We start from the raw sequence: 17,385 nt of genomic DNA on the forward strand, positions 1-17,385 counted from the left end.
ATGTTCAGATGCTGCAAAGTTATCACACCAATTTCCAGAGCCTGAGGTTTTTTTCGTGAGTTGGATCAATAAACCTGGACAAAAAAATTACCCCGAATGAGGTAAACCCTTCTGCAGACCGCGTCAGGACTGGCTTCGCCTGCGCCAGATAATGCCCCTACAAAGAATCATACATTTGTGATGTCACTCACCTTTTAAAGTTGTATGACAAGTTATCTTTTCGCCGTCGCAAACACGCAGCCGACGGAATGCATTACCGGTGTCAGACATCGGATTTAACGGTACGGAAACCGACTTATGCACGCTTATTTATGGCAAGGTTCGGGCCGTTCCGGGACGTTCTCCCGGTTACGCCCCTCCCGTTACACAGCCCTCCCCCAAACCGGTGAGAGGTTGCCGTGCCCTGGCACGGAAATAACATAACGATGAGGTTTTAGATGCGTAAAATTAAAGGGTTACGTTGGTATATGATCGCACTGGTGACGCTCGGCACCGTGCTGGGCTACCTGACGCGTAACACCGTGGCAGCCGCCGCGCCCACGTTGATGGAAGAGCTGCACATCTCCACGCAGCAATACTCCTACATCATTGCCGCCTACTCCGCGGCTTATACCATCATGCAGCCTGTTGCAGGCTATGTGCTGGACATTCTCGGTACCAAAATCGGTTATGCCTTCTTCGCCATCGCCTGGGCGGTGTTCTGCGGTGCAACGGCGCTGGCAGGCAGCTGGGGTGGCCTGGCGCTGGCACGCGGCGCGGTAGGTGCGGCGGAAGCGGCGATGATCCCGGCAGGGCTGAAAGCCAGCTCTGAGTGGTTCCCGGCAAAAGAGCGTTCTATTGCGGTCGGTTACTTCAACGTCGGCTCGTCCATCGGGGCGATGATTGCCCCTCCTCTGGTGGTGTGGGCCATCGTCATGCACAGCTGGCAGATGGCGTTTATTATCTCTGGCGTACTGAGCTTTGCCTGGGCCATGGCGTGGCTGGTGTTCTATAAACACCCGCGTGACCAGAAAAAACTGTCTGAAGAAGAACGCGAGTACATCATTGGCGGTCAGGAAGCGCAGCACCAGACCAACAACGGCAAAAAAATGTCCGTCTGGCAGATCCTGGGGACCCGTCAGTTCTGGGGTATCGCGCTGCCACGCTTCCTGGCTGAACCGGCCTGGGGCACCTTTAACGCCTGGATCCCACTGTTCATGTTTAAGGTCTATGGCTTTAACCTGAAAGAGATCGCCATGTTCGCCTGGATGCCCATGCTGTTCGCTGACCTGGGCTGTATCGTGGGTGGTTACCTGCCGCCACTGTTCCAGCGCTGGTTTGGGGTGAACCTGATTGTTTCCCGTAAGATGGTCGTGACCATGGGCGCGCTGCTGATGATTGGCCCGGGGATGATCGGCCTGTTCACCAGCCCGTACGTGGCTATCGCCCTGCTGTGCATCGGTGGTTTTGCACACCAGTCGTTATCCGGTGCGCTGATTACCCTCTCGTCTGACGTGTTCGGCCGTAACGAAGTGGCAACGGCCAACGGCCTGACCGGGATGGCCGCCTGGACCGCAAGTACCCTGTTTGCGCTGGTGGTGGGTGCGCTGGCGGATACCATCGGTTTCAGCCCGCTGTTTGCGGTACTGGCTATCTTCGACCTGATGGGGGCAGTCGTTATCTGGACGGTGCTGAAAAGCAAATCTGCCGACGAACTGGCGAAAGAGTCCCTCGGGGGACCGGCGACGCAGAGTTAGCATTGCTGTGCCGGGTGGCGCTGCGCTTACCCGAGCTATAAAACCAGCCGCCTCCGGGCGGCTTTTTTAAAGGCAAAATCTGGAGAGTGGCATGCAAAAGTGGTATAACAAATCATCCGCCGTACCCTGCCTGGAGCGCATATGGAAATCACCGAACCACGTCGTTTATATCAACAACTTGCTGCCGAGCTGAAAGATCGCATCGAGCAAGGGGTCTATCTTGTCGGTGACAAACTCCCCGCTGAGCGCTTCATAGCCGATGAAAAAAACGTGAGCCGCACCGTGGTGCGCGAAGCGATCATCATGCTCGAAGTGGAAGGTTACGTTGAGGTTCGCAAAGGTTCCGGCATTCATGTGATTTCTAATCAGCCTAAACACTCTCCTGTTGCGGACGAAAGCCTGGAATTTGCCAGCTATGGTCCGTTTGAGCTGCTCCAGGCCCGCCAGCTCATTGAAAGCAACATTGCGGAATTTGCGGCAACTCAGGTGACCAAGCAGGACATCATGAAACTGATGGAGATCCAGGAGAACGCCCGCAAGGAAAAATGTTTCCGCGATTCGGAGTGGGATCTGCAGTTCCACGTTCAGGTGGCACTGGCAACGCAAAATACCGCGCTGGCCGCAATTGTAGAAAAAATGTGGACTCAGCGCGTTCACAACCCGTACTGGAAAAAACTGCACGATCATATCGATTCACGTACGGTGGATAACTGGTGTGACGATCACGACCAAATCCTCAAGGCGCTGATTCGTAAAGATCCCCACGCCGCGAAACTGGCCATGTGGCAGCACCTCGAGAACACCAAGCAGATGCTGTTCAATGAGACCAGTGACGACTTCGAATTTAACGCCGACCGTTATCTTTTTGCGGATAATCCTGTCGTTCACCTCGATACCGCGTCAAGTCAGGCAAAATAGTTTGCCTCCGTGCTGGCAGGCGCTTCGCTGCGCCTTCCCGCGCTTATGGGTAAGCAAAACATATATAGTGTCAGCCTTTGTAAATCCCCTCGCTCACTTCCAGGGCTTACGCCAAAATCATCACACCCTGCAAATTCTGTGACGCAGAACGTTGGGCTTTGTTACAATTGGATTCAATTCCTTATTTTGTAAGTTAGTGCTTGCTAACCAGCCAATTAACAGGGAACAGTGTTGGCCACACCGCAATGTGTCCGCGAGCGACCATAATGAAATCACAACAATGTCGCCGTGCTGTTTGTCCCGGATAACAGGCGTGACGTTAACCGATTTCCAGGAACACTGAATGGAACTTTTGACCCAACTACTGAATGCCCTCTGGGCTCAGGATTTCGAAACGCTGGCCAACCCTTCCATGATTGGCATGCTCTATTTTGTCCTGTTTATGATCCTGTTCCTTGAGAACGGTCTGCTGCCTGCGGCCTTTTTGCCCGGCGACAGTTTGCTGGTGCTCGTCGGCGTGCTGTGTGCCAAAGGGGCGATGGCGTTTCCGCAAACCATTTTTTTACTGACCGTCGCCGCCAGCCTCGGCTGCTGGGTGAGCTACATCCAGGGACGATGGCTTGGCAATACGCGGATCGTGCAGAACTGGCTTTCGCACCTTCCGGCGCATTATCACCAGCGGGCGCACCATCTTTTCCATAAGCACGGTCTTTCCGCACTGCTGATTGGCCGCTTTATTGCGTTTGTACGTACTTTGTTGCCGACCATCGCGGGTCTGTCAGGTCTCAGCAGCACTCGCTTCCAGTTCTTTAACTGGATGAGCGGCCTGCTGTGGGTGCTGATCCTCACCACGCTGGGCTATGCGCTGGGTAAAACGCCGGTCTTCATGAAGTATGAAGATCAGCTGATGTCATGCCTGATGCTGCTGCCTGTCGTCCTGCTGGTCTTCGGCCTGATCGGTTCGCTGGTTGTCCTGTGGAAGAAAAAATACGGAGCCAGGAGCTAACCATGGTTATATCAGCGCTCTCCCTGCGTCGTAGTGCGTACGCACTGATCGCCCTGGTGCTTATCAGCGCCATGCTTCTGATCTGGAGCGCGCTTTCGCATCAGGAATCTACGCTGGCCATTCGCCCGGTTAATCAGGGTGTCAGCGTACCGGATGGGTTTTCTGTCTGGCACCATCTGGATGCCAACGGGATCCGCTTTAAAAGTATCACCCCACAAAACGATGTGTTACTGATCAAGTTTGACTCTCGTGCACAGAGCGCGGCCGCGAAAGTGGTGCTTGACCGCACGCTGCCGCAGGGATACATCATTGCCCAGCAGGACGATGACAGCCGTCCAGCGGCCTGGCTGTCGCTGATTCGCGATACGTCGCACCGATTTGGATAATTACCAGGATTCCGAATCTTTTCACCCACTTTGGTGAATCCCCCGTTTACTTACTATGCTTAAGTACGCGGAGCACCCCTCAAATGTTCTCCGCTTAGTCTGGATAGCGGCGTATGCCGCAACACAATGGAAGGTTTCGATAATGAAATTCCGCATTACTCTGGCTTTGGCCCTTTTATCTTTAAGCACTGCCTCCTTCGCCACTTCTCTCTGTCAGGAGAAAGAGCAGGATATTCAGCGTGAGATCGGTTATGCCGAAAAGCACAACAATCAGCATCGTGTTGAGGGGCTGAAAAAAGCGCTGAGCGAAGTGAAAGCGAACTGTTCAGACAGCCAACTGCGTGCCGATCACCAGAAAAAAATCGCTGAACAGAAGGACGAGATAGCCGAGCGTCGTCACGACCTGCAGGAAGCGAAAGAGAAAGGGGATGCGGAAAAAATTGCCAAGCGCGAGAGAAAGCTGAAAGAAGCGCAGGACGACCTGAAAGCGCTGGAAGCTCGCGATTATTGAGTTAACGGAAATCTCAACAGGAGAAAATCATGTCAAAAGATACGACGTCTGAACATCTGCGCGCTGAACTGAAATCCCTGGCTGACACCCTTGAAGAGGTGCTGAACTCCTCCGCCGATAAATCAAAAGAAGAGGTCAGCAAACTGCGCAGTAAAGCGGAGCAAGCGCTGAAAGAGAGCCGTTATCGCCTGGGTGAAACCGGTGATGCGCTGGCAAAACAGACACGTGAAGCCGCAGCGCGTGCTGACGAATATGTTCGCGATAATCCGTGGACGGGTGTCGGTATTGGTGCCGCAATCGGTGTGGTACTGGGCGTACTGCTGACGCGTCGTTGATATGGAAGATCCTCGTCACGCACAAGGGCCTGCTAACAACGTCCTCGGCATCGGCCAGCGTATCTTAACGACGCTGGTCGGGATTGCCGAAACGCGCGTCCGGCTGGCAGTGGTAGAGCTGGAAGAGGAGAAAGCCAACCTCTTCCAGATGCTGCTGATGCTTGGACTGACCATGCTCTTCGCCGCGTTTGGTCTGATGAGCCTGATGGTACTCATCATCTGGGCCATCGATCCGCAATATCGACTCAACGCGATGATTGCCACCACCGTCGTTTTGCTGGTTGCAGCACTGATTGGCGGTATCTGGACGATGCGCAAAGCGCGTAAGTCCACTTTCCTGCGCCATACGCGCCAGGAGCTGGCGAACGATCGCGCTCTGCTGGAGGATGACAAACCGTGAGCGATAAAGCCGAACGTGAAAAGCGAAAAGCCTTTCTGTTAAGTCAGATCCAGCAGCAACGGCTGGATCTGTCTGCCAGCCGCCGCGACTGGATTGATGCGACGCGTCGGTTTGACCGTGGCTGGAACACCTTCCTGAGCCTGCGTTCCTGGGCTCTGGTTGGCAGCAGTGTGATGGCAATCTGGACGATCCGTCATCCGAATATGCTGATCCGTTGGGCCCGACGCGGCTTTGGTGCCTGGAGCGCCTGGCGCTTGGTGAAAGCGACGATTCGCCAGCAGCAGCTTCGCTAGCCTTCTCGCCGGGTGGCGGCTACGCCTTACCCGGCCTACTTTTGAATCGTAGGCCGGGTAAGCGCAGCGCCACCCGGCAAAATTCCCCCAGTCTCCCTTACTCAATATCTTTGAAAAAGATTGACAGTTTTCCTTGCTAACAATCGCCAACCGTCACGTTTATGATGCTCTCCATCGACAGCAAAGACGCGGTATCTACCCGAATTTGCAGAGAAATAATGTTCAGCCGCTGATGTGGTTTCCTGGAGAGTAAAATGAAAAAATTAGAAGATGTTGGTGTACTGGTAGCACGTATTCTGATGCCAATTCTGTTCATCGTTGCAGGTTGGGGCAAAATCACCGGTTATGCGGGTACCCAGCAGTATATGGAAGCCATGGGCGTTCCGGGCTTCATGCTGCCACTGACCATTCTGCTTGAGTTCGGCGGCGGCCTGGCGGTACTGTTCGGCTTCCTGACCCGTACCACGGCGCTGTTTACTGCGGGCTTCACCCTGCTGACGGCGTTCATCTTCCACAGCAACTTTGCTGAAGGCGTGAACTCCCTGATGTTCATGAAAAACCTGACCATTGCGGGTGGCTTCCTGCTGCTGGCTGTCACCGGCCCGGGCGCATACAGCATCGACCGCGTTCTGAATAAGAAATGGTAAGCACGCTATACTGAATAAACACAAAGCGAGGAGACCTCTCCTCGCTTTTGCTATCTGACGGAGGAGAAAAAAATGGGACAACTCGTAGACGGCGTCTGGCAGGATGTCTGGTATGACACCAAATCCACCGGTGGACGCTTCAAGCGCTCTGTTTCGGCCTTCCGTAACTGGCTTACCGCCGATGGTGCTCCCGGCCCGAGTGGCGAAGGTGGCTTTGCGGCCGAGAAAGATCGTTATCACCTCTATGTTTCCCTCGCCTGCCCGTGGGCGCACCGCACGCTGATTGTGCGCAAGCTGAAAGGCCTCGAATCCTTAATTCCGGTGTCGGTGGTGAACCCGCTAATGCTGGAAAACGGCTGGACGTTCGACCATGATTTCCCTGCTGTGACGGGTGATGAACTGTATCATCACGATTTCCTCTACCAGCTTTATCTGCGCGCCGACCCGCACTACACCGGGCGCGTCACCGTACCGGTTCTGTGGGATAAGAAAAACCAGACGATTGTCAGCAATGAGTCTGCGGAGATCATCCGCATGTTCAACACCGCCTTCGACGCCCATGGCGCGCGCGCCGGGGATTACTATCCGGTTGAGCTGCGAGACAAAATCGATGAGCTGAACAGCTGGATTTACGACAACGTTAATAACGGCGTTTACAAGGCCGGTTTTGCCACCAGCCAGGAAGCCTACGACGAAGCGGTTGGAAAAGTCTTTGAATCTCTTGAGCGTCTGGAGCAGATCCTCGGCCAGCACCGCTACCTGACGGGCGATCGTCTGACGGAAGCGGATATCCGTCTTTGGACGACGCTGGTTCGTTTTGATCCGGTCTATGTCACCCACTTTAAGTGTGACAAACACCGCATCAGCGATTATCTGAACCTGTATGGTTTCCTGCGCGACATCTACCAGATGCCGGGAATTGCCGAAACGGTCGATTTTGACCATATCCGCACCCACTATTTCCGCAGCCACAAAACCATTAACCCGACGGGTATTATCTCCATCGGGCCGTGGCAGGATCTGAATGAACCCCACGGGCGCGACGTTCGTTTTGGATAAATATTAAGGGCATCGTGAGATGCCCTTTTTTAATTCACAATCTCCATCTATCCTTACCTCGATCGCTTAGAAAACAAGTGATTGACTGATAAATGAGGCAAGGAAATGGATTGGTATTTAAACGTACTGCGCAACTACATTGGATTTGGTGGCCGCGCGCGCCGCAAAGAGTACTGGATGTTCATTCTGGTGAACTTCATTTTTGCTCTGGTGCTGAGCATCGTGGATAAAATTCTGGGCTGGGAGTGGGCGAGTGGGGAAGGCGTCCTTACATCGATTTATGCCATCTTTATTCTTCTGCCGTCCTGGGCCGTACAGTTCCGCCGGCTTCACGACACGGATCGTTCCGCCTGGTGGTTACTGCTGCTGTTAATCCCGGTAGTGGGGTGGATTGTGATTTTAATCTTCAACTGTCAGAGCGGGACGCCGGGTGAAAACCGCTTTGGTCCGGATCCGAAGATCGGCGCGTAAATTTATGCCCGATGGCGCTTAGGCACATCGGGCTTACTCTTTTATTTGTTGTGATGCGCAAAGAGCTTTGGAATTTCTCGCAAACACCACGATTTGGCTTCGCCCATGCTGTCGCGACGCCACGCCATAATGATATCCACTTCGCTGGTGTACTCCGGGCTGACGACGCGCAGGCGCCCTTCAGCAATATCTTTTTCAACAAACGGATACGGCATGGTCGCCACGCCCAGTCCTGCCAGCAATGCCTGGCGCTTATCTTCCAGCGATGTGACCGTCAGACGCGGCTGTTTATCCAGCAACTGCACCGTTAGCACCGGACGTTCGCGCGCGGTATCCGCAACCGCCACGCCCCTGTACTTCACGCGCGTCACTTCAGAAAGCGGCTCCGGCTCCTGGTGAATGGGGTGATTTGGCGCGGCGACGTAAACGTTCATCACGCTGTAGAGTTTACGGGAGTTGATCTCAGACGATGAACGGAAGTGCATATCCGGCGCAATCACGATATCCGCCCTGCCCGTCTCCAGACGCTCCCACGCGCCTGCCAGCACCTCGGTGATGATTGAAAGCTGCGTGTTCGCTTTGTCTGCCAGCCTGTCTACCAGCGGGAATAACGCCTCGGTAGGCACCAGAGCCTCAGTGACCAGCGTCAGGTGAGTTTCCCAGCCGCGTGCCAGCGCCTCGGCGTCCGTCGTTAGTTTATCCGCCGCTTCCAGCAGTACGCGGCCACGTTCCAGCAGCATCCGTCCAACGTTCGTGAATTTTGTTCGATGACCGGAACGGTCAAAGAGCACCACGTCCAGCTCTTCCTCCAGCTTTTGCATGGTATAGCTGAGCGCAGACGGAACGCGCCCCAGTTCATCTGCCGCGGCGGCAAAGCTGCCACGCCTGTCAATCGCGTCCATGACGCGAAGCGCTTCAAGCGTCAATGCTCTCTCTTTAGCCATCTCGTTCTCATTCAGGAAATTTGAACATACCGGGCAGAATATCTGGCTAACAATGAAGCGTCCATACCTTTACCATTGTTTTAGTGTAAAGAGAGGTCAAGTTTATGATTACGACAAGAACAGCTAAACAGTGCGGACAAGCCGATTTCGGTTGGCTGCAGGCCCGCTACACCTTTTCCTTTGGACACTACTTTGACCCTAAACTCCTCGGTTACGCTTCACTGCGTGTGTTAAATCAGGAAGTACTCGCCCCGGGCGCCTCCTTCCAGCCGCGTACGTATCCGAAAGTCGATATCCTGAACCTGATCCTGGAAGGCGAGGCAGAATACCGCGATAGCGAGGGCAATCATGTCCAGGCAAAGGCTGGCGAAGCGCTGTTAATTTCCACGCAGCCGGGCATTAGCTATAGCGAGCATAATCTCAGCAAAGACAAAACGCTGACCCGCATGCAGCTGTGGCTGGATGCCTGCCCTGAGCGGGAAAATCCGTTGGTGCAAAAAATCGATCTGCAGAGCGAAAAGCAACAGCTGATCGCTTCTCCGGACGGGAGCAAAGACAGCCTGCAACTGCGTCAGCAAGTGTGGTTGCACCATATCGAACTGAAGAAAGGTGAACAGGCGAGCTTTCAGCTTCATGGCCCGCGCGCCTACCTGCAATCGATTCACGGTACGGTGCATGCGGTAACGCACACGGAAGAGAAAGAGGCGCTCACCTGCGGCGACGGGGCATTTATTCGTGATGAAGCGAATATTACGCTGGTGGCCGATACGCCGCTGCGTGCGCTGCTGATTGATTTGCCGGTGTAGAGAATGCCCTCACCCTAACCCTCTCCCGGTGGGAGAGGGAACCGATCGAGCCCCTGAACTCGCTACACCTTACTCGCCATAATCTCAATAATCTGCCGGTCCGTTGCCTGCATTGAGCGGCACGCTAACGCGCACAGATTAGAGATAGACTGCTCCACATCGTGCGCCACAATCCCTTCATTGCCCGTCACGGCAGACTCATCCAGCGCCATCATCACCGCTTTCCAGGCACTGCTGACGCTGGTTGAGACTTTCATCGCACAACTGTTTGACGCGCCGTCGCAAATCATCCCACTGACGTCACCGATCATGCTGCTGATGGCCATCGCGATCGTTTGATAGTTTCCCCCCATCAGCCAGGCCATGCCGGCTGCCGCCCCCATCGCTGCGGTTGTCGCAGCGCACAGCGCCGACAGGCGGGGAAGCTGGGCGTGGATATAGATCGCCGAAAGATGGGACAGCATCAGCGCTCTGGCCAGCCGCTCCTCATCAGCCTGAACGTGCTCCGCCACAACCACTACCGGCATGGTGGCGGTGATCCCCTGATTGCCGGACCCTGAATTGCTCATTGCCGGAAGCGTAGCACCGCCCATTCGGGCGTCAGAGGCCGCGCTGGTGCGGATAACAATGTCCGAGCCAACATCCTTCGCCATCCATCCGCGCGTGCGCTGCTTATTCAGCGTCGCGCCAATATGCAGCCCCCATTTTCCGCTCAGCCCTTCACGAGAAAGGGCATCGTTAAGCTGCCCCGCCTGCAGAATAAAGCGGATCGCCTCACACGGAACCTGCTCCACGAACGTGAGGATCGCCGACAGCGTGGTGTGAGAGAACACCTCCAGCGGATCGTCACCCGCCTCTCCCGGCTGTTCATCACGGGTGAAGCGTGTTTCGCCCTCACAGACCACCTCCACCACGCGAGTATGCCCGCCTGCGATGGTCACCATGGCCGAGGCCTCTCCGGCATAAACACAGGCGCGCGAATAGAGGATTTCCTCGCACGGCACCTGCAGTTTCACCTGGACCTGACCCGCATTGAGCAGGGCTTTGGCACGTTCCAGCGCATCGGCTGACGCCCCTTTTAGCACCTCCAGCCCGGCGCGGGCATTCCCGCCCATCGCTCCCAGCGCCGCCGCAATGGGTAGCCCGACCATGCCGGTGCCGGGTACCGTTACGCCAAGCCCGTTTTTCATCAGATTGGGCGATACCCATGCTTCAATGCGCGTTACCTCACCGGGCAGGTGCTCAGCGGCTATCGCACAGGCCAGCGCCAGAGAGATAGGTTCAGTGCACCCCAACGCAGGTTTAACCTCTTCCTGCACCGCGCGAATAAAATGATTCCATAAAGGGTTAGTTTGCTCAGACATCGTTACGACCTTAATTGCTCCTCAGGAGAATGCGAGGAAAGGAGAAACACAAAGCAGCAGCCCGGTAATGATGATAATCACCAGTGATACGCCTTTATATTTATGCAGGGCGGGTACCTTGTAGACCAGCCATGCAGGGATCAGACAGCCCACCATGCCGAAGATGGGGCTGCAAATAGACGTGAAGCTCAGCACCGGCGCGTTTAACACAATCGTGCTCCAGGCCAGCAGGATGGCGAACAGCATAATCCCACGCTGGACGGTGTTTTCATTGATTTTCTCTGCCGACATTTTGCGACGCAGAATGTTCATCACGATGCCCTGCGTGGCCTCGCGAAAGCCAAGATAGACGCCGAAGAAGGCCGTCATAACAGCAAAGATATTGAGGATCACGCTGACGATTTTGACCCAGCCCGCTCCCTCTCCGCTGATAAACTGCGCCGCAATCGCCAGGGCAGAGATGTTCTGCTCATAGGCTTTGACCGCTTCATCGTGCCCCATCGCCAGCGTGAAGGAGACGGCGTAGAAGAATACCGTCACAAACAGCACGCCAAAGGCGATATTCATGGCCCGCAGCGCTTTATGACGCGCCACCTCAACGGACTTTTCCCGTGAACGGTAGGAGATCACCATCGGGCTTAAGGTCTGAATAAACAGAATTGAGGTTAAGGTAAAGGGAAGCGTAATGATGGCATTTTTAATCAGCAACCCCATCGGCGGCAGCATGCCTACGTTGGCTAAATGCCAGAGGCCAATCATCGACAAGCCCAGCGCGGCAACCACAAATAGCTTGGTCAACACCATCAGGCTGGAGACTTTAAACAGCAGCTTTTCGCCGCGGGAAGAGATGGCCACCAGAATACAGATCAGCACTAACCCGTAGAACGGGTTTTCTGAGAGTAGCCCGTCGGTAACGCCAAAGGTCTGCAAATAAGAGGCGCTGTCGTTGGTAATGGCGGTGGAATAGACAAACATCCAGATGACCAGCATTACAAAATAGAGTGCGCCTAATAAGATGCCCCAGTTTTTCCCGAGATATCCACTAATGACGCTCGGATAATCTTTGCATTCCGGTGATTCCGCCAGCGTATTAATAAACAGGCGCTGGAATAAATACATCGCCGGATATCCAATCACGGACGAGAGCAAAAAGACCCACAGCCCCATTAATCCGACCTGCACCGGGAGAAAAACAATCCCCGCGCCGATGGCCATCCCGATACTCATGATGACCCAGCCCGTATCGGTACTGTCGAACTTGATCGCCTCGCGCCATTCGCTCTCACGCATTCCCGCCCGCCTTGCCGCGGGGGAATCATTCACAATCACACTGCTGTTTGTAGCCGTATCCATAAGGCACTCGCTTAATTTGTAGAGTAACTGATTAATTTTTATAGGTTTCCGTTCGCCAGCGATGGCGAGTCAGAGAGTGCAGGTGCTTGTAGTTAGTGTGAGAAAATCATAGCCGGAGAGAGGGAGAAAAAAGTCACAAAATAAATAGGGCTTTTCTAATGCTGGAGGAAGATTTGCTTTTGAAATACTCAATAAGGTTGATATTTTCTAAACGTGATGGCATTCACGAAATTAAAAGCCTCCCCAAAGGGGAGGCCCAGCCTTAGCCTGGATTACATCACCTGCGTAAACGTCCTTGAAATCACATCCTGCTGCTGCTCGCGGGTCAGGGCATTAAACCGCACCGCATACCCCGAAACGCGGATCGTCAGGTTCGGGTAATTTTCCGGGTGCTCAATGGCGTCCAGCAGCATTTCCCGGTTCATGACGTTGACGTTCAGATGCTGCCCGCCCTCGATGGCTGTTTCGTGGTGGAAGTACCCGTCCAGAAGCCCCACAAGGTTGGTTTTGCGCACCAGCTCGTCCTTGCCCAGCGCCTGCGGCACGATAGAGAAGGTGTAAGAGATCCCGTCCTTGGCGTAGGTGAACGGCAGCTTGGCAACCGAGGTTAACGATGCCACTGCCCCTTTTCTGTCACGTCCGTGCATTGGGTTGGCACCCGGCGCAAACGGCGTGCCGCCCCGGCGTCCGTCTGGCGTGTTGCCGGTCTTCTGGCCGTACACCACGTTCGAGGTGATGGTCAGGATCGACTGGGTCGGCACCGCGTTACGATAGGTTGGTAACGCCTGAATTTTCTTCATAAAGCGCTCCACCAGGTCACAGGCGATGCTGTCCACGCGATCGTCGTTGTTACCGTACTGCGGATAATCCCCTTCAATGACAAAATCGACCGCCAGACCGGTATGGTCGCGCACCGGTTTCACCGTCGCATATTTAATGGCCGACAGGGAATCGGCGGCCACCGACAGTCCGGCGATACCGCAGGCCATGGTGCGGTAGACGTCCCGATCGTGCAGCGCCATCAGCGAGGCTTCGTAGCTGTACTTATCATGCATGTAGTGAATGAGATTCAGCGCGCTGATGTACTGCACCGCCAGCCAGTCCATAAAGTGATCCAGGCTCGCCATCACGGTGTCGTAGTCCAGCACCTCGTCCAGCAGCGGCGCGGTTTTCGGCCCGACCTGGATCTTCAGCTTCTCATCCACCCCGCCGTTAATCGCATACAGCAGCGTTTTCGCCAGGTTGGCGCGGGCACCAAAGAACTGCATCTGCTTGCCGATCACCATCGGGCTGACGCAGCAGGCAATGGCGTAGTCGTCGCTGTTGAAGTCGGCACGCATCAGATCGTCGTTCTCATACTGCAGCGACGAGGTGACAATCGAGACCTGCGCGGCGTATTTCTTGAACGCGATCGGCAGTTGTTCAGACCACAGGATCGTCAGGTTTGGCTCTGGCGCAGGCCCCATGGTGTGCAGCGTGTGCAGGTAGCGGAAGCTGTTTTTGGTCACCAGCGTGCGGCCGTCCAGCCCCATTCCGCCAATCACCTCCGTCGCCCAGATCGGATCGCCAGAGAAGAGCGTGTCGAACTCCGGCGTGCGCAGGAAGCGCACCATACGGATCTTCATGATGAAGTGGTCGATCAGCTCCTGTGCCTGGACTTCATTCAGCCGCCCGGCCTGCATGTCGCGCTCAATGTAGATATCGAGGAATGACGCGGTGCGCCCCAGCGACATCGCCCCACCGTTCTGGGATTTCACCGCGGCCAGGTAGGCAAAGTACAGCCACTGCACCGCTTCCTGCGCGTTCATCGCCGGACGCGAGATATCAAAGCCGTAGTTCGCCGCCATCTGCTGGATCTGCAGCAGCGCGCGCTTATGCTCCGCCAGCTCTTCGCGCAGGCGGATCGTCGCCTCCAGATCCTCGCCGCGTTCCAGCCTCGGCTGCAGATCCGCGAACTGCAGTTCACGCTCACGCACCAGATAGCTGATGCCGTACAGCGCCACGCGGCGGTAGTCGCCGATGATGCGCCCGCGTCCGTAACCGTCCGGCAGCCCGGTCAGTACGCCCGATTTACGGCAACGCATCATCTCCGGTGAGTAGACGTCAAACACGCCCTGGTTATGGGTTTTACGCAGGTCGGTAAACAGGTATTCGAATTGCGGATCCATCTCGCGGCCGTAGGCTTCAAACGAGCTGCGGATCATGTTGATCCCACCATACGGATGCAGGGCGCGCTTGAGCGGCTTATCGGTTTGCAGGCCGACGATGGTCTCCAGCTCCCGGTCGATATAGCCCGGTCCGTGAGCGGTAATGGTGGTGGCGATGTTGGTATCGAAATCCACCGGGGCGTGGGTGGCATTTTCCTGGCGAATCCCCACCATCACCTTTTGCCACAGCGCCGTCGTTGCTGGCGTCGCCTGCGCGAGGAAAGTTTCGTCGCCTTCATAAGGGGTGTAGTTATGCTGAATAAAATCGCGCACGTTAACGGCGTCTTTCCATTCTTCACCGCGAAACCCGGCCCATGCGTCGCTGTAGGGCGCAACGCGCGTATCAATCGTTACTTTCATGAGATTCTCGCTCTGTCAGGCGTAAGCCGCAGCCGGGGTAACCTTCCCAAGACGGAGGGCGTCCAGCGCGATCATTTTTTCTTCATTGGTAGGGATCACCGCACACGCCACGCGGGACGTATCGGCGCTGATGATGCGTTCACCCGCGCTGCCAGGCAGGGCGTTGCGGGTCTCGTCGAGGATGATGCCAAAGACCTTGAGATGTTCTGCTACCAGCCTGCGGATGAGCGTAGAGTTCTCGCCAATCCCTCCGGTAAACACCACCCCGTCCAGGCGATGCAGCGACGCCGCGTGTCCGGCGATATGCCGTGCAATGCGGTGCACAAAGGTGTTTATCGCCAGCTGCGCCCGCGGATTTCCCTCGCGCCAGGCTTTTTCCAGCGTCCTGAGATCGGCGGAAATTCCGGAGATCCCCAGCAAGCCAGATTCTTTGTTAACCACACGCTCCAGATCCTCGAACGACTGGCCGGTTTGCTGGGCAATCCACGCCATCGCGCCAAAATCCACGTCGCCACAGCGCGTGCCCATCATCAGCCCTTCCAGCGGCGTCATCCCCATCGAGGTATCGACGCTTTTGCCATTACGAACCGCGCAAATCGACGCGCCATTACCCAGGTGGGCAATCACTAACCCGCTGTCGTCCGGCGAAAGCCCGAGAAGCGCATGCGCCTGCCCGGCAACGTAGCGGTGGGAAGTACCGTGAAAACCGTAGCGCCGCACGCCCAGCTCCTCAAAATAGCGGTACGGCAACCCGTAAAGATACGCCTGCGGCGGCAGCGTCTGATGGAAACTGGTGTCAAACACCGCCACCTGCTGAACGTTCGGGAACAGGCGTTCCGCCGCTTCCACACCGCTTAAGTTGGCGTAGTTGTGCAGTGGTGCCAGAGAAGAAACCTGGCGGATCTCATTGATAACCTGCTCCGTGATAAGGGTCGACTCGCTGAAGCGTTCACCGCCGTGGGCAATGCGGTGGCCAATTAAGGCCACGCTGCTCATCAGGTCACGCTTCTCCAGCTCCAGGGCGATGGCAGCCAGCGCCCCTTCGTAGTCATGGTGAGCCAGTGTGGCTGGCTCACTCCCGTTCACGGAAATAAAGGCTTTTTCAGTGTTGATACCGTCGGCAATGCCCGTCATCAGGGCATCGCAGCTGCTGGCATCGAGCACTGAAAACTTAACAGAGGATGAACCGCAGTTAATAACCAGTACAACCGGAAACTCAATCATGGTGTGACTCCGCTCTTCCTGAGCATTGATTTAGAACAGTTTGTAAACGATGTTCAGAATGGTCAGCAGACCGACAACGGTGACGAAGATGTTCTCGGGTCTGCCCTTATACTTCGCCATTGCCGGGGCTTTGCGGATGGCATACATCGGCAACAGACACAGCAGAGAAGCGATGATGGGTGCTCCCATGGCCTCAATAAGGTCCAGAATGTTCGGGTTGGCATACGCGACAACCCAGGTGGAGCCCATGATGAAGACCATGCTGATGGTGTTCAGTTTGCCCACCGAGACCTTCTTCTTATCGCCCTTGTACCCGAACTTCAGGATCAGGCCGTTCAGTCCTTCCAGCGTGCCCAGATAGTGGCCGAAGAAAGATTTGAAGATTGCGACCAGCGCGATGATAGAGGCGCCGTATTCCAGCACCGTCGCAAACGTCGATTTGGTGCCTGACATCGACGCAAAATGGTTCGCCAGATAAGAGAGCACCGGAATGTTCTGCGCTTTGGCATCAGCCATGTTCTGCGGAGAGAGCGTAAACAGGCAGCTAAAGGCGAAGAACATCACCACGGCGACCATCAGCAGGCTGGCGCGGCCGATGATTCTGGAACATTTCTGCTCGGTGAAGTCTTTACCGAACTCCGGTTCGTACTCTTCGCGCTTGGAGACCACAAACGAGGAGACAATCGGCGAAAAGTTAAAGGAGAAGACCATGATGGAGATCCCCAGCCACACCGTCACCAGTATGCCGTCATGGCCGGTGAAGGCGATATCGCTCAGGTTAACCTGGTCGATCACCGCCGAGTTCCAGTAAGGGATCAGCGACAGGGAAATCAGCACCAGACTGGCGATAAACGGGAACACCAGATAGCTCATGACCTTCACCATCAGGTCTTTACCGAACCAGATCACAAAGGCCATCAGCAGCAGCAGGAACAGCGCCACTACGCCGCGGTTTAGCGCCGGCATCTGGAGCTGGTTTTCCCAGAAGGTCATAAAGGTGTTGGTAATGGTGACGCCGTAAATCCACAGCAGCGGGCAAATGGCGAAGAAGTAGAGGAACGTGATGACCACTCCGCCTGTTTTACCAAAATGCTCCTCCACCGTTTCGGTAATATTGCCGGAAACGTTGCTACCGGACAGGCACAGACGCGCCAGCGCGCGGTGGCAGTAGAACGCAATCGGGAACGCGAGAAGCAGCATCAGCAGGATAGGGATCAAGCCACCGAAACCTGCACGTATAGGGAAGAACAGCACGCCTGCGCCAATGGCGGTACCAAACAATCCCAGCGTCCAGGTGGTGTCTGACTTACGCCAGGAGGACGTTTTTGTCTGGCCAACGATAATGCTTTCAGTGTTGCTCATAGG

At 55.5% G+C, this 17,385-nt stretch carries 18 protein-coding genes; 12 read left to right on the forward strand and 6 right to left on the reverse strand.

Annotated elements, in window-relative coordinates:
* Positions 1-437 precede the first annotated feature (437 nt).
* The 11 genes from ACQG22_RS20530 to ACQG22_RS20580 all read left to right on the forward strand — a co-directional run bounded on the left by ACQG22_RS20530 (position 438) and on the right by ACQG22_RS20580 (position 7,762).
* The gene (locus tag ACQG22_RS20530) at positions 438-1,736 is read left to right on the forward strand and encodes an MFS transporter (RefSeq protein ID WP_013098861.1); all 1,299 of its coding nucleotides are present in this window, start codon (positions 438-440) and stop codon (positions 1,734-1,736) included.
* Positions 1,737-1,877: 141 nt separating this feature from the next.
* Entirely contained in the window at positions 1,878-2,654 is a 777-nt protein-coding gene (exuR, locus tag ACQG22_RS20535; RefSeq protein ID WP_013098862.1) for a transcriptional regulator ExuR, read from the forward strand.
* A gap of 343 nt (positions 2,655-2,997) precedes the next feature.
* Complete coding sequence (yqjA, locus tag ACQG22_RS20540) at positions 2,998-3,660, forward strand: DedA family general envelope maintenance protein YqjA (RefSeq protein WP_013098863.1); 663 nt, start codon at positions 2,998-3,000, stop codon at positions 3,658-3,660.
* A 2-nt stretch (positions 3,661-3,662) separates the two neighbouring features.
* A complete protein-coding gene (gene mzrA / locus ACQG22_RS20545) occupies positions 3,663-4,046 on the forward strand; it encodes an EnvZ/OmpR regulon moderator MzrA (protein WP_029883512.1) in 384 nt (127 codons plus the stop codon).
* A 142-nt stretch (positions 4,047-4,188) separates the two neighbouring features.
* Positions 4,189-4,557: a DUF1090 domain-containing protein gene (locus tag ACQG22_RS20550; RefSeq protein ID WP_020689388.1), complete on the forward strand. Its 369-nt coding sequence runs from the start codon at positions 4,189-4,191 to the stop codon at positions 4,555-4,557.
* 29 nt (positions 4,558-4,586) lie between these two features.
* The gene (locus ACQG22_RS20555; RefSeq protein WP_013098866.1) at positions 4,587-4,892 is read left to right on the forward strand and encodes a DUF883 family protein; all 306 of its coding nucleotides are present in this window, start codon (positions 4,587-4,589) and stop codon (positions 4,890-4,892) included.
* A gap of 1 nt (position 4,893) precedes the next feature.
* Positions 4,894-5,292: a phage holin family protein gene (locus tag ACQG22_RS20560; protein WP_013098867.1), complete on the forward strand. Its 399-nt coding sequence runs from the start codon at positions 4,894-4,896 to the stop codon at positions 5,290-5,292.
* Positions 5,289-5,585, forward strand: a complete 297-nt coding sequence (locus tag ACQG22_RS20565; protein ID WP_013098868.1) for a YqjK-like family protein — start codon at positions 5,289-5,291, stop codon at positions 5,583-5,585. The genes ACQG22_RS20560 and ACQG22_RS20565 overlap by 4 nt, the downstream gene beginning before the upstream one ends.
* Before the next feature lie 254 nt (positions 5,586-5,839).
* A complete protein-coding gene (locus ACQG22_RS20570) occupies positions 5,840-6,232 on the forward strand; it encodes a DoxX family protein (protein WP_013098869.1) in 393 nt (130 codons plus the stop codon).
* 72 nt (positions 6,233-6,304) lie between these two features.
* Positions 6,305-7,291 carry a glutathione S-transferase family protein gene (locus ACQG22_RS20575; protein WP_013098870.1) on the forward strand — a complete coding sequence of 329 codons (987 nt, stop codon included), beginning with the start codon at positions 6,305-6,307 and terminating at the stop codon, positions 7,289-7,291.
* 105 nt (positions 7,292-7,396) lie between these two features.
* The gene (locus ACQG22_RS20580; protein ID WP_013098871.1) at positions 7,397-7,762 is read left to right on the forward strand and encodes a DUF805 domain-containing protein; all 366 of its coding nucleotides are present in this window, start codon (positions 7,397-7,399) and stop codon (positions 7,760-7,762) included.
* A 41-nt stretch (positions 7,763-7,803) separates the two neighbouring features.
* Here the strand turns inward: ACQG22_RS20580 and ACQG22_RS20585 are convergent, their stop codons facing one another.
* Complete coding sequence (locus ACQG22_RS20585; protein WP_014885334.1) at positions 7,804-8,706, reverse strand: LysR family transcriptional regulator; 903 nt, start codon at positions 8,704-8,706, stop codon at positions 7,804-7,806.
* Between the two features lie 104 nt (positions 8,707-8,810).
* Between ACQG22_RS20585 and ACQG22_RS20590 the strand changes: the two genes are divergently transcribed.
* Complete coding sequence (locus ACQG22_RS20590) at positions 8,811-9,512, forward strand: pirin family protein (protein ID WP_369706606.1); 702 nt, start codon at positions 8,811-8,813, stop codon at positions 9,510-9,512.
* 62 nt (positions 9,513-9,574) lie between these two features.
* Here the strand turns inward: ACQG22_RS20590 and ACQG22_RS20595 are convergent, their stop codons facing one another.
* The 5 genes from ACQG22_RS20595 to tdcC form a co-directional block, all read right to left on the reverse strand.
* Positions 9,575-10,876, reverse strand: a complete 1,302-nt coding sequence (locus ACQG22_RS20595; RefSeq protein ID WP_048972736.1) for a serine dehydratase subunit alpha family protein — start codon at positions 10,874-10,876, stop codon at positions 9,575-9,577.
* Between the two features lie 21 nt (positions 10,877-10,897).
* On the reverse strand, positions 10,898-12,229 hold the full coding sequence (locus ACQG22_RS20600) for a hypothetical protein (RefSeq protein ID WP_369706607.1): 1,332 nt from the start codon (positions 12,227-12,229) through the stop codon (positions 10,898-10,900).
* A 272-nt stretch (positions 12,230-12,501) separates the two neighbouring features.
* Entirely contained in the window at positions 12,502-14,796 is a 2,295-nt protein-coding gene (gene pflB / locus ACQG22_RS20605; protein WP_013098876.1) for a formate C-acetyltransferase, read from the reverse strand.
* Positions 14,797-14,811: 15 nt separating this feature from the next.
* On the reverse strand, positions 14,812-16,020 hold the full coding sequence (tdcD, locus tag ACQG22_RS20610; protein ID WP_369706608.1) for a propionate kinase: 1,209 nt from the start codon (positions 16,018-16,020) through the stop codon (positions 14,812-14,814).
* 30 nt (positions 16,021-16,050) lie between these two features.
* Positions 16,051-17,382: a threonine/serine transporter TdcC gene (tdcC, locus tag ACQG22_RS20615; protein WP_013098878.1), complete on the reverse strand. Its 1,332-nt coding sequence runs from the start codon at positions 17,380-17,382 to the stop codon at positions 16,051-16,053.
* Positions 17,383-17,385 lie beyond the last annotated feature (3 nt).

Source organism: Enterobacter cloacae complex sp. 309I3, assembly GCF_050031595.1.
GTDB lineage: Bacteria > Pseudomonadota > Gammaproteobacteria > Enterobacterales > Enterobacteriaceae > Enterobacter > Enterobacter cloacae.